Raw genomic sequence first — 12,511 nt, forward strand, 5'->3', positions numbered from 1 at the left:
AAGGTTTTGTGTCGGTAATAAAAGTTTAACCAAATTGTCGTTTTTGTTTGGTTTTGCAGAAAAAATGAGTCGCTCTCTAACGTTCGTTAGTTTGGAAAGAAGAAAGCCCACAAACGTGGGCTTGGATTACGCTTAGGAGTTGAAAGCATGGATTAAAGTTATCCATTCAGTGCTTTCACAAGAAACCTAGTTTAGGGAGCAATAAACGAGCATGTATTATCGGGCCACAAGAGCGGTCGAATTCACTTACGTTTGCATCATATCGTTCTTTGGCTTATTAAATTATGGGCTGCAGTAAGTGTTTGGTTCAAATAGGATTTGTTGTCGTGATGATTATCAGACTGGTTATCAGACTAATGCCAGTATGATGCCACCAACGGTAAGTGCCGCAGAAAGGTATTGACCCGCAGAATATGAGCCATCCTCTTCTTTCTCGATTTTATCGGGGTGATCCATGCCAAGCGCACCATGCGTGAAAGATTCGACCTTTTCACCAACAGATTTATCTTCTGCTTCTATTTTCTTGCTGTCGTGCTCGATTTGTTGCAGAGCGGCAAGTAGCGCTTTGCCTTCGGTCGAAAGCGTCACCTTATTGTGTTCGACTTTCAGCGGCGAAGCACTAGTTTCTTCTTGTGCAATACTTGCTTGTTTAGAGGCGACAGATTGTTTGGCATAGCTATTAACAGAAGTGCTTCCTACTGGATTCATCGAATACTCCTTGGAACATCGACACTCGGTCACTGAGTGCGGGTAAAAAGCAGTTATATTTTTATCGGCGGCAAAGTTTATTTCTGAAGCTATTTGGATAAAAACAGGTCTGCTTTTGCCGCTTCTAGTTTCTATTGGTGATCATTAGCAAAAAATAGACCAGCAGGAAGCAGACCCTTGTCACTCGATGAACTCGGAGCGGTGTGATGATGCAACGCAACGGCAAGGTAGTAACTTAAATTGAAGACCAGCTACTTACATTGAAGATCGTTATTGCGTTTAGTTAGATGTTGATATGCCGCCATGCGGTGAGCATCTTGTACATACCGTACTGGTGGTGCGAGAACCTCTAACTGATAGTCTGTATTATCAGAAAGCACGTTATCTGTTGGGCTAATTACAACCACTTTTAAGCTCGGGCTGCGGCTTAAGATTGATGCTGCCGTACCCAACCCTTGCTCGGTGTGAAACTTGCCTGCAACATGGACAACCTGAGCGCCTGGGTTGTCGTCTAGGTAGCTAACGATAGATTCCGCCATAGTTTCATCCCAGGTAACTTGAGCTGCAAACTGTTTTTCCGTCTGCTCTGGCTTACCGTGATGCATGGATGCCATGAACTTTTCTTTGTACGGACTACTACCAGTGTTGATGGCTTGTGCAATGAACATCCGCTGATCATCATCGAGCTTGTTAATGTAATCTAACCCTTGTCGACCAATGCATCGGACAATGCTCTTTGGTGCATTTGCTGCAATGACCGGGAGATTTTTCTGCTTAGCAAACTCCACGAGAGGGCGATAGTCGCTTTCATAATTGGGCCAAGCGTTGGCTTGTTTCATTAAGTACTGTTCGCCGATCTCCCCACGTAGGTAAGCGTCAACAACAGGTTGTTTGTCGCGGGTAAATTGTTCCATAGATAACGCGAGTGAGCGGTCGTAGGACGTAAGTTGTTTGAGCATATCGGTTTGAAAGCGATGAACGCCGGCGTGTGTGTGCCATTCACCAATAAGAATGACATCTGCTTGTTGCAGCTCAATTGGCAGTTTGCTTAGAGCGATGTGCTCGCCAGAAGGGGTGTATAGTTGATAGTCGTAAAAACTAGTGACTTCCGCTGAGGTTGCGTGAGAGTTGGTGTGCGTATATGAAGAGCAACCAGTAAGTAAGCCTGCAAAGAGCAAGCTCAAAGTAGAAAAGCGCATTGAAAAGCCTCCAAAAATGTCCGGATGATATTAATGGAGGCTGAGCAATGAATCAATATAAATGATAACTATTTGCGTTTGTTGTTTTTTTTGACTTATTAATTGAGTGTTTTTTTGCGATATACACGCAACATAAAATCAGCCTCACATTGGAAAAGTGTAGCGGATTTCAACTCTTCACGAAGAGCATCGGTTGCTTTCCATGCGAATGGCGTCATTTGCAATAAATCGATTGCGGCTCCGTTTTTCAAGTCCATAACATAGTTAAGATGCTGCTGGTGCTCTAATTCAAACCCTTCAATATGTTCTGGTTCTTCATTGTGAAGACGAACTTCTTGATAAATGCGCTCACGCAGTTGGTATAAGTGGCGGCTAGCAGGAGTAACCGTGACAACAACGCCGTCGTTTTTTACAACGCGCTGCAGCTCCTCAGCTTTACACGGGGCATAAATGCGCAAAATGGCATCTAAGGATTTATTTGCGAAGGGAAGTCGGTGACTAGAAGCCACACTAAAGTTGCAGTGCGTGTAACGCTTCGCCGCGTAACGAATGGCAACTTTGGAAATGTCTAAGCCATAAATCGTGGCATGGTTCGCTTGTGTTTCTATCGTCTTTTGTACTTGATCTGTGTAGTAACCTTCACCACAACCAATATCTAATAATTGATGGGTGCTCCCCTCAGTGTATGTTGCACACAGCTGCGCCACTTCTTGGCGCATTGGGTTGTAGTAATCTCCTTCAAGGAATCGACGACGAGCTTGCATCATCTCTTTGTTGTCACCAGGATCTTTAGAACGTTTGTGGTGCGCTGGCATCAAGTTAACGTAGCCTTCTTTTGCTAAGTCAAACTGATGATTGTTTTCGCACTTAAACGTTTTTTCATTTAACGCTAGAGCTTGGTGGCATAGAGGGCATTGATAGTTCATGACGATCTCGAACAGAAAGTAGGGCGGCAAATTCTATCAAAAAGCATGGTCTCAAGTGAAACAAAAAGAGCCGACTGGGTCGGCTCTTATTAAGTATTAGTGGAAGAAGTCGACTTGCTCTTTCAAGTTTCGTGCTTGTTGTTGAAGTTCAATGGCACTTTGCGAGGTTTTTGCGCTCGTGTTGCGGCTTTCTCGGTTAAGTTCACTGATAGAATGGGCATTTGCTGCAATTTCTTGTGAAACTTGAGCTTGTTCTTCTGAAGTCGCTGCAATGGCGTCGGCTTGAGAGGCTATCGACTGCACTTGTACTGCGATGGCTTCTAATGCTGTGCCCGCGTCTTGTGCTTTGTCCAAGACCTGGTTTGCACTGCGTTGGCTGTCTGTCATCATATTAACTGCATTATGAGTCGACCCTTTTAGTTTCTCGATAATTTCCACGACATCTTGAACTGAGCTTTGGGTTCGGTGCGCAAGTGTGCGCACTTCATCTGCTACAACTGCGAAGCCACGGCCTTGCTCACCTGCTCGTGCTGCTTCAATGGCGGCATTCAAGGCAAGTAAATTGGTTTGCTCAGCAATTTCATCAATCATTTTAGTGACGGTTTGAATACTCTCGCTATCGCGATTTACTTGCTCGATAGCCGTTGCTGATTGATCCAATTGATCGTTAAGTTGAGCAACGTCGATACATACGCCTTCAACAATCGCGAGACCAGATTGACTATCAGTATTTGCTGAGCGTACGTTTTCCGCAATGCTTTCGACTTGTTGTGCGACAGATTGAGCGGAAGAGGCCATTTCTTCAATCGCTGTCACAACTTGCTCGACTTCTTGTTGTTGTCGGTCGGCTTGGGTCAAATTGCTATGTGCATCGTTGGCAACGCTGGTGGAGTTGCTCTCCACTAAGTCGCTTGTTGAACGGATCTTACCAACGAGTTCATTGAGCTGACTTGCCATACTGGCGACACCCGAGCTCAGGTTCGTAATTTCATTCTTTGATGCTTTACGAGACGCTGGAATGTTCAAGCTGACTTCGCCGCCCGCTAAGCGAGTCATGTATGAGTTTAGAGTCGTGAGAGGTTGTAAGCTGCGATTCAAGAAAAGTGTCAGTACAACAAAAGTAATGATTGCCGCTACCGAAGAAATGATGGCAATGAGTGTGAGAAGCGTGTCGCTACCTTTTGTTACTTCTTTGATAAACGTACCACCTAGCAGTTTCCAGTTCCAACCTGGAACCTCTGTGTAGACAAGATACTTTTCGCCTACGTTACCTTGGTACTCGAAAGGGTAGCGAATTAATCCACTAGATTGTTCGAAAATCTGGCCAAAAGGCTTGTGACCATTGTAGTCGGCGACTTCTAGTATTGACGAATCTGAGCCGCTTTTTGCTGGATGAAGTAGGTATTTACCAAGATTGTTTTCGTCGTTATCAACGATAATGGTGTAACCAGTGTCGCCCCATTTTATCTCTTCGAGTGCATCGAACAAGGTTTGTGTCGCTTGGTCTACTGGTAAGCCAATAAACGATAGGCCTGCTACCTTTCCTGTCGCATCTTTGATTGGGGCATAGTAGGTAATGTAGCGCTCGCCATACAATTTAATTTGAGCGTAATACGGTTGTCCTGCTTTAAGTTGCTGATAACCAGGATGGTTGATGCCTAGCGTGGTTCCGACCGCTCGCTGACCTTGTGGATCTTTTAGGGAGGTGGACACCCGAATAAAGTCGTCACCCAATGGTGCGAATAGCGTTGCTATAGCGCCGGTATCACGTGTGAAACTGTCGACCAACTTGGTGTCATTAATTAAGCTTTCACTGTATTGAGTGATGTTTGGTACTTCATGTCCCATGAAGTCAACCGTGTAATTTTCGACATAGACACCGGCAAGGTAGCCATTGCGAAAAGTAGATTCGAGGACTTTAGCGGTGTGCAGGTAAGCATCGAATTGGCCAGCAATGGTTTTTGCCATTGATTCTACTTTAGATTGGTGTTCTTTCAGTGTGCTTTCCAATAGAACATCGGAAGCGTTGCGGTAAACAAGCGCTGCAATACTGCTGAAAGCAATGAATAGACACAAAGTGATCACCAGTTTCAACTGGAATCCGACACTTTGATTTCGGTATCTCTCTAACATAGACTAATTCCTGATATTTTTATTATTTATGAGTTTTGTATCGGTATGCTATCGGTTTATATGATCAATTTTTTTGATATTTATTAATGAAACCGTCAAAAGTGACCAGTAACCAATAAGTTAGTAAAGATAGGACCATCTAAGCAGAGCTTTTATTACAAAAAAAGCCGGGTATCCCGGCCTTTATATGGTGATTCTTACTGCGCTGAAATGACAGTGACAAGTTCATGTGTCTCACCTGGTTGGAGCGTTTGACCTTGCTCAATACTTGGTGCATGAACAGCAGACTCCACACACAACATGGTTTGATAACCATCGTCAGCCATGTCACCCATGCTTTGCGCACCTTCTGCCCAAGGGTTCCATAATACTGCTGAGTTGTGGCCTTGGTTGTGTACGCTTAGCGTACGATCCAATACCGGGTCTTTTACCAAAATTTTCGCTTCTGGTTGCGTGTAAACGCGATCAATGGTGTCAGTTAGTTGTAGAACATTACCACCTTGGCATACCGCATCAGCTTTCAAGCTATCAATGTACTCGGCACCCATGCCTGTCGTTTGTGCTTGCTTAATGTCTCCAACGTTTAGGTAAGTATGTAATGCGCCAGAGAAGGTCCAAGCCTCGTCATCAATGTTCATGACTTTGAGCGTCACTTTTAGCTCATCGCCCACTTCAATCACCAAACGAGCGTCAAACATATGGGGCCAAATATCGTGGATTTCTTCTGTCGGGAACAGAGCAAGTTCAACAATCACACCGTTATGGTTCTCACGATGTTCAACCAACTCCCATTCTGCGGTGCGGGCAAAGCCGTGAGCTGGAGCAGCAATACGCCCAAACCAAGGCCAACAAACCGGAATGCCACCGCGAAGAGCAGCTTTACCATCGAAGACAGCTTTTTCGCTCATCCAGATCAGATCTTCTTGACCTTTAGGCGTGAACGACACGACATGACCACCGTGTAGCGAGATGCCTGCCGTTGCTTTGTCATGAATCACGCGGACGATTTTTATCTGATCAACTTCAACGATAGTGACGTTATCAGATAGCACCGTTAGGGCTGGGAGAGTTTTTAAATCCATGTGTAGTTTCCTATCGCTGGGGGAGAGCTTTTAGACGCGCTTCGCACATTAAATGCAACATCGAGCCTGCATTCTCTCAAATTCCAGATACAAAAAAGGCGACTCTAGAGCCGCCTTTTCTTTAACGAAGTTATTCGCTAATTGCTAACTTTCTAATTACTTAGAGATGTGAGCGATTAGGTCTAGAACTTTGTTTGAGTAACCGATTTCGTTGTCGTACCAAGATACAACCTTAACGAATTTGTCAGTTAGCGCGATACCAGCTTTAGCATCGAATACTGAAGTGCAAACTTCGCCGATGAAGTCTTGAGATACAACTGCATCTTCAGTGTAGCCTAGAACGCCTTTTAGTTCGCCTTCAGAAGCTTCTTTCATCGCTTTACAGATGTCTTCGTAAGAAGCACCGTTAACTAGGTTAACAGTTAGGTCAACTACAGAAACGTTAGCAGTTGGTACGCGGAAAGCCATACCAGTTAGTTTGCCGTTTACTTCTGGAAGTACAACGCCTACAGCTTTAGCAGCACCAGTTGAAGATGGGATGATGTTTTGAGAAGCACCACGACCACCGCGCCAGTCTTTAGCAGAAGGACCATCTACAGTTTTTTGAGTTGCTGTAGTTGCGTGAACTGTAGTCATAAGACCAGATTCGATACCGAACTTGTCGTTAAGAACTTTAGCGATAGGCGCTAGACAGTTAGTAGTACAAGAAGCGTTAGAAACGATGTCTTGACCAGCGTAAGTGTCGAAGTTTACGCCGTTAACGAACATTGGAGTAGCGTCTTTAGAAGGACCAGTTAGTACAACTTTTTTCGCGCCAGCAGTGATGTGCTTACGTGCAGTCTCGTCAGTTAGGAAAAGACCAGTTGCTTCAGCTACAACGTCAACACCGATTTCGTCCCATTTTAGGTCTTCAGGGTTGCGCTCTGCAGTAACACGTACAGTTTTACCGTTAACGATTAGGTTACCGCCTTCAACTTCAACAGTACCGTTGAAACGGCCGTGAGTTGAGTCATACTTAAGCATGTATGCCATGTAATCTACGTCGATAAGGTCGTTGATACCTACAACTTCGATGTCAGCACGCTCTTGCGCTGCACGGAATACGAAACGACCGATACGGCCAAAACCGTTAATACCTACTTTGATAGTCATTATAGTTGCTCCACAACTTAATTTCTGATTAAAGATAACTGGTAGTAAAATTACAGAATCCAGTAAACATCTGCAAGTGATAATCGGACTTAACTTGTTTAAAGTCAAAAAAAAGCGACGCTTTTTTTAACAATTCTTTGCAAATGTACGTTTTTTAAACTTTTGACTGATTCTTCTGTAGCCCAGTTGGCGTAATATAACTGGTGAGATAAGTGCTCTTATCAAATTAATTACGCATGGTGTCCTGGTGAGAAAGTATGTGCTACAACTGTTAAGAGAAGCAAGTTTTTTGCTAAAAAAGTCAATACCAAGAACAGTAAATAAGGAGCCGAAAGTCGTGGAACAAAGCGGGAAAAAAGTGACGAAGTCAGATGAACAGTGGCGTGAGCAACTGTCTGATGAAGAGTTCCGTGTTTGCCGAGAGCAAGGTACAGAGCCTCCTTTCAGCGGTAAGCTACTGCATAATAAGGAAACTGGTGTTTATGCTTGTACTTGTTGTAATGCCCCTCTCTTTGTCTCTGATAACAAGTATGACTCTGGCTGCGGATGGCCAAGTTTTGATGCGCCTATCAACGATCAAGCGGTGCGCTATTTAGAAGATCTAAGTCACGGAATGGTACGTACAGAGATTCGTTGTGCAACGTGTGATAGCCATCTAGGGCACGTTTTTGAAGATGGCCCACAGACCACAGGAGAGCGTTTTTGTGTTAATTCTGTGTCGTTAATTTTCAACAAATCAGAATAATAACGACAAAATTGTGCTCGAGATTGTTTTATCCTTTCAGGATGATTCATGCTCAACGGTGATCTGAGTGTCGCTCGACTTAAACGAAAAACTCCCGCTCATTGCGGGAGTTTTTCGTTTATATCTCAGTGGGTATCATTGCTGGGGAATAGATACCTTTCTCTATGGCTTTCGCCACCGATTCGGCTAATTCATCCAACTGCTTATATCGCTCTGGATGACTGAAATTGAACATACGTTGGAGCTGCTTTTCATCAGCAAGCGGTACGTCGAATCTCTTCGCGACCATTGCCCATAGATACGCTTGCTCTTTGTCTCCAAGCCCCTGATGAATACTTGCCATTGACTTGAGAATGACCGGATTGATGTTGTCTTCATCAGATAAAGACAACGCGTTATTAAGAAGCTCCAGGGTTTTCTTGGTATCTCGGTTGGTATAAAAAGTGGCTAATGCATATTGCATCTCAGCATTATTTAATTGGGGAGACCCTTCCATTTGTAAAAATGCGCGCCGAGCTTGAGTATCTCCCGTTTGAGACCATAAAAAATACAAAGTAGCCGGGTCTTCTGAGCCTTTTAACTCGTTTACAATGCGCTCTAGCTCATCAATACTGTGTACCAATGCATTAAAGCGTTGTCTTTTGAGAGCACTTTGATCAATAGGGGTGATCTGGGAGGCGAGTTCTAAGCATTTCCTATATTCAGCGACCAGACCGTATTCGATGATTTGGTTTGCTTCCGATGGGTTTTTCAATTGCTCAAACCGATGCCAAACCAAATTTGTTCTTGGAATTCGACATTGGCCGTCATCCATATTGAGCTGCTCGCAACGCAGTTCTGGTGTTTTTTGGCACAACTCTTCGGTTGTCACGTTACCTTCAAAACAGCCCGATAGCGCAAAACATGCGAGGCTGAGAAGTAACCAGTTTGTTCTTTTCATGGCTTTGCTTGTGATCCGTTACACCAATTCATTTTCGTATTCTTGACTCAGTTTCTTAACCCGTTATGTTCTGTAAATAGAATGTAATAAGAAGGTACACTATGGACGCAGAACAACTATTACAAGCGATGACTCCAGAAGTTTATGATCGCTTAGTCTATGCAGTAGAAACGGGAAGATGGCCTGAGGGTACAACACTTTCTAAAGAGCAGCGAGATTCGTGTATGCAAGCTGTGATGTTGTATCAATCAAAACATAATACTGATGCGCAGCATATGACGGTTGCAGCCGGTGGTGAAATCAGTTTTAAATCAAAACAAGAGCTTAAAAAACAATTCAGCGGAGAAGAGAGAGATATTGTTCGTGTGAATCCGAACATTGATTAATCCTTACGCCTTATTTCTCAAAATTTTATTATTTTGATTTTGAAAGAAAAAAGCCCAAACTGTATTGGGCTTTTTAGATCGTAGAAAGCTTGAACTTACAGGCTCATTTCACCACGCAGTACTTGTTGCATTCTCTCTTTTACTTCTTCGTAAGAAAGGTTTTGGCTTAGAAGGTAGTGTAGTTTTGCCAGCGCCGCTTCGGGCGTCATGTCAAAGCCACTGATAACACCAGAGTCTGCGAGCGCACAACCTGTGGCATATCCGCCCATATTCACTTTACCTGCCAAACACTGAGTTAGGTTTACGACAATAACGCCGCGCTCAGAGGCTTCTTTCAGGTGACCAAGCAGCTCAGGGTTCTGAGGAGCATTACCGACACCAAAAGTCAGAAGAATCATCGCATTCACGGGCTGACGAAGCGTGTTGCGGATAACTTCGTGTGAAATACCAGGGTACATGGTGATCACACCGATTGGTTGTGGCGTGATGTTGTGAACCTTAAACTCACCTTCTGGTTGTGCACCAACGGTTACGCTGTTGCTAACTTGAATATTGATCCCAGCTTCCAATAGTGGAGGAAGGTTTGGTGAAGTAAAGGCATTAAAACCGTCTGCATGAGATTTTGTGCTGCGGTTACCACGCATCAATTGATTATTGAAGAACAAAGTTACTTCGTTGATCGGGTAGTTTGCCGCAATATGTAGCGCGTTTAATAGGTTTGCTTGGCCGTCAGAACGCAGCTCTGCGAGAGGGATTTGTGAACCCGTTACAATCACTGGCTTACCAAGGTTTTCAAGCATGAAAGACAATGCGGACGCTGTGTACGCCATGGTGTCAGTACCATGTAGGATAACGAAACCATCGTATTTGTCATAGTTGTCACGAATATCATTCGCAATCTGCTGCCAGTCAGCAGGTGTCATATCTGATGAGTCAATCAGAGGGTCGTATTCGTGGATGGTGTAATCCGGCATTTCAGGACGATGGAATTCGGGCATGCTTGCTAATTGCTTTTCCATAAAGCCAGCAACAGGCACATAGCCGTGGTCGGATTTTTGCATTCCGATGGTACCACCGGTGTAAGCGATGTAGATGTGTTTTCTAGTCATCGTTTTTTCTTTCGTGTAGGGGAACAGAGGCGGGGATTATATACCTAAATAACCTTGAGATGCGAGGCTATACGCACAGCATCAGAAAGTCATCTGAGGAGATGCAAAGCCTAATAAAAAGGGCACTTCAAGTAGAAGTGCCCTTTGTAATATTGATGGAAAAACTACTGCACTTGGCAGTTCAAACAAAATGCGTATTGACCTTTAGGATCGTTGAAGCTTTGGAGCAAGCTTGCGTCTTGTTCGAATTGTTGAGCTACGGGTTGAAGACTTTTTGGTAGCAAGCTTGTAGCATCAATACCTAGAGAGACTTTCACCTGTTTCATAAACTCTTGTAGAAATAGTTCAGTAGGTGAAAGAGGCTCTTCTACCCAGTAAATGCCATAATCGGTCACGTTCGCTAGTTTCGCCGCTAGCTCTACAGCATCATCAAAGTCACCCATTTGATCGACAAGACCAAAGGATAGTGCATCTTGGCCAGTCCAAACTCGACCTTGAGCAACTTTGTCAACTTCCTCTAGAGACATATCGCGATTCTCGCCAACTAGAGAAATAAAGCGCTTGTAACCGTGTTCGATACCTAATTGGAACACTTGAGACGCGCCCTCAGAAAGGCCAGTGGTAATACCGTCACCTGAGAACGGCGATGTGCCAACGCCATCAGTGTTAATACCTAACTTGCTAAAGCCTTTTTCAAACGTGGTGATGACACTAAATATACCAATGGAGCCCGTCAGGGTTGTTGGCTGAGCAACGATTTTGTCTGCGCTCATTGAAATCCAATAACCACCAGAAGCAGCCAAACTCGACATGGATACAACAACCGGCTTACCTGCTTGCTTCAGAGCTTCTACTTCGTTACGAATCACTTCAGAAGCAAAGGCACTGCCTCCTGGACTATCTACTCGTAATACGACCGCTTTCACTTTTTCATCATTGCGTGCTTGACGCAGCAAGCTTGCGACTGTGTCACCACCAACAGTTCCGCGAGGTTGTTGACCGTCCATAATCGCGCCACTTGCTAGAACAACGGCGATGTCGTGCTGAGGTAGTGTGTAATCGGGACGAATCGTTGCAAGGTAGTCGTAGTAACCAATCGCGTTGTAGCTGTCTTTGCCGTCACTGCCAAACTGTTTTGCAAATAGAGTGCGAATGTCTTGGCGTGTAGCAAGTTCATCCACTAGCCCCAATTTGACTGCGAGCTGAGCAATATCGCCATTTACAGACTTCATCTCGTTAATCAGCTCATCCATGGTTGGATTAAGCACTTTCGCATCAATGTTTCGGTTTGTTGTTACGTCATCAACAAAAGCACTCCACAATTGAGTAACCCAACGTGTTGCTGACTCTTTCGCCGCATCGGACATGTCATCACGAATAAAAGGTTCGATAGCGGATTTATAAGTACCTACGCGAAAAACATGAGTGGAAACGTCAAGCTTTTCAAGTAACGTTTTGTAGTACATTGAGTAAGCGCTGTAACCTTTAATCAATACACCACCATCAGGTGCCAGATAAACTTTGTCAGAGTAACTTGCCAAGTAATATTGGCTTTGGTTGTAGAAATCACCTACGGCGTAAACGGGTTTGCCTGACGCTTTAAATTCGTTCAACGCTTTCGCGATGTAACGTAGTTTCGTGAGATTTGTTTCTGGCATGTCTCGTAGTGCTAGCACTAATCCAGACACTTTAGGATCGTCTTTCGCGTAGCGAATAGTATCAACGATATCGAAAAGGACGTTTTCTTTCGGTAACTCATTACCCAAAAGGGAACCAGCAAAAGAGTCCATTGGGTTTACATAACGTCTTTGTTCGACAATTGGGCCTGAAAGGTTCATCACCAATGCAGATTCTTTTTCGACGACAGGTTGACCGTCTCCGGTATAAGTAAAGGCAAAGTAGAAAACGGCAATCATCAGCAAGAAAATTAGGTTTGCCAGTGCGAGTCTGATGAAAGTGATACTTTTCCATATCCCTTTAAATATCAAACCAATAAATTTGAAGAGTTTTTTCATCTTGTCTCCATAACGAGATAGTTACGCCGAGTCTAACAAAGTATGGGTTCTTATCTCTAAGATCTCAAAAGATAACATTTTTTAGCTTATCACGACCACTCAACAATTGGCATATT

The 12,511-nt window shown here is 44.1% G+C and carries 11 protein-coding genes; 2 read left to right on the forward strand and 9 right to left on the reverse strand.

From position 1 onward, the window contains the following. Positions 1–348 precede the first annotated feature (348 nt). The 6 genes from R7Z49_RS09595 to gap form a co-directional block, all read right to left on the reverse strand. Positions 349–708, reverse strand: a complete 360-nt coding sequence (locus R7Z49_RS09595; RefSeq protein ID WP_005380688.1) for a hypothetical protein — start codon at positions 706–708, stop codon at positions 349–351. Positions 709–959: 251 nt separating this feature from the next. Further along, positions 960–1,907 (reverse strand): ChaN family lipoprotein, encoded by a 948-nt coding sequence (locus tag R7Z49_RS09600; RefSeq protein ID WP_186584757.1) that lies wholly within the window; start codon positions 1,905–1,907, stop codon positions 960–962. A 98-nt stretch (positions 1,908–2,005) separates the two neighbouring features. Next, on the reverse strand, positions 2,006–2,833 hold the full coding sequence (gene rlmA / locus R7Z49_RS09605) for a 23S rRNA (guanine(745)-N(1))-methyltransferase (protein WP_186584759.1): 828 nt from the start codon (positions 2,831–2,833) through the stop codon (positions 2,006–2,008). A gap of 96 nt (positions 2,834–2,929) precedes the next feature. Continuing rightward, entirely contained in the window at positions 2,930–4,966 is a 2,037-nt protein-coding gene (locus R7Z49_RS09610; RefSeq protein ID WP_025767192.1) for a methyl-accepting chemotaxis protein, read from the reverse strand. A 197-nt stretch (positions 4,967–5,163) separates the two neighbouring features. After that, positions 5,164–6,048 carry a D-hexose-6-phosphate mutarotase gene (locus R7Z49_RS09615; RefSeq protein ID WP_017820788.1) on the reverse strand — a complete coding sequence of 295 codons (885 nt, stop codon included), beginning with the start codon at positions 6,046–6,048 and terminating at the stop codon, positions 5,164–5,166. A gap of 156 nt (positions 6,049–6,204) precedes the next feature. Further along, entirely contained in the window at positions 6,205–7,200 is a 996-nt protein-coding gene (gene gap, locus R7Z49_RS09620) for a type I glyceraldehyde-3-phosphate dehydrogenase (RefSeq protein ID WP_047104409.1), read from the reverse strand. Positions 7,201–7,537: 337 nt separating this feature from the next. Between gap and msrB the strand changes: the two genes are divergently transcribed. Further along, positions 7,538–7,945: a peptide-methionine (R)-S-oxide reductase MsrB gene (gene msrB, locus R7Z49_RS09625; protein ID WP_005380698.1), complete on the forward strand. Its 408-nt coding sequence runs from the start codon at positions 7,538–7,540 to the stop codon at positions 7,943–7,945. Positions 7,946–8,063: 118 nt separating this feature from the next. Here msrB and R7Z49_RS09630 read toward each other — a convergent pair whose 3' ends face one another. After that, the gene (locus tag R7Z49_RS09630; protein ID WP_065274728.1) at positions 8,064–8,885 is read right to left on the reverse strand and encodes a DUF2989 domain-containing protein; all 822 of its coding nucleotides are present in this window, start codon (positions 8,883–8,885) and stop codon (positions 8,064–8,066) included. Positions 8,886–8,986: 101 nt separating this feature from the next. Here R7Z49_RS09630 and R7Z49_RS09635 point away from each other — a divergent pair, with 101 nt between their 5' ends. Next, the gene (locus tag R7Z49_RS09635) at positions 8,987–9,271 is read left to right on the forward strand and encodes a YeaC family protein (protein ID WP_186584761.1); all 285 of its coding nucleotides are present in this window, start codon (positions 8,987–8,989) and stop codon (positions 9,269–9,271) included. 95 nt (positions 9,272–9,366) lie between these two features. Here R7Z49_RS09635 and ansA read toward each other — a convergent pair whose 3' ends face one another. Both ansA and sppA read right to left on the reverse strand, forming a co-directional pair. Next, positions 9,367–10,380 (reverse strand): asparaginase, encoded by a 1,014-nt coding sequence (gene ansA, locus R7Z49_RS09640; RefSeq protein ID WP_017635822.1) that lies wholly within the window; start codon positions 10,378–10,380, stop codon positions 9,367–9,369. A 164-nt stretch (positions 10,381–10,544) separates the two neighbouring features. Next, a complete protein-coding gene (sppA, locus tag R7Z49_RS09645) occupies positions 10,545–12,395 on the reverse strand; it encodes a signal peptide peptidase SppA (protein WP_064368684.1) in 1,851 nt (616 codons plus the stop codon). Positions 12,396–12,511: the final 116 nt, after the last annotated feature.

It is taken from the genome of Vibrio sp. 1562 (genome assembly GCF_033340155.1).
Classification (GTDB): domain Bacteria; phylum Pseudomonadota; class Gammaproteobacteria; order Enterobacterales; family Vibrionaceae; genus Vibrio; species Vibrio alginolyticus.

What these genes read in the sequence shown, in the direction of transcription:
- R7Z49_RS09595 (WP_005380688.1), bottom strand. Translation starts at nt 708, where the DNA reads ATGAATCCAGTAGGAAGCACTTCTGTTAATAGCTATGCCAAACAATCT.
- R7Z49_RS09600 (WP_186584757.1), bottom strand. Translation starts at nt 1,907, where the DNA reads ATGCGCTTTTCTACTTTGAGCTTGCTCTTTGCAGGCTTACTTACTGGT.
- rlmA (WP_186584759.1), bottom strand. Translation starts at nt 2,833, where the DNA reads ATGAACTATCAATGCCCTCTATGCCACCAAGCTCTAGCGTTAAATGAA.
- R7Z49_RS09610 (WP_025767192.1), bottom strand. Translation starts at nt 4,966, where the DNA reads ATGTTAGAGAGATACCGAAATCAAAGTGTCGGATTCCAGTTGAAACTG.
- R7Z49_RS09615 (WP_017820788.1), bottom strand. Translation starts at nt 6,048, where the DNA reads ATGGATTTAAAAACTCTCCCAGCCCTAACGGTGCTATCTGATAACGTC.
- gap (WP_047104409.1), bottom strand. Translation starts at nt 7,200, where the DNA reads ATGACTATCAAAGTAGGTATTAACGGTTTTGGCCGTATCGGTCGTTTC.
- R7Z49_RS09630 (WP_065274728.1), bottom strand. Translation starts at nt 8,885, where the DNA reads ATGAAAAGAACAAACTGGTTACTTCTCAGCCTCGCATGTTTTGCGCTA.
- R7Z49_RS09635 (WP_186584761.1), top strand. Translation starts at nt 8,987, where the DNA reads ATGGACGCAGAACAACTATTACAAGCGATGACTCCAGAAGTTTATGAT.
- ansA (WP_017635822.1), bottom strand. Translation starts at nt 10,380, where the DNA reads ATGACTAGAAAACACATCTACATCGCTTACACCGGTGGTACCATCGGA.
- sppA (WP_064368684.1), bottom strand. Translation starts at nt 12,395, where the DNA reads ATGAAAAAACTCTTCAAATTTATTGGTTTGATATTTAAAGGGATATGG.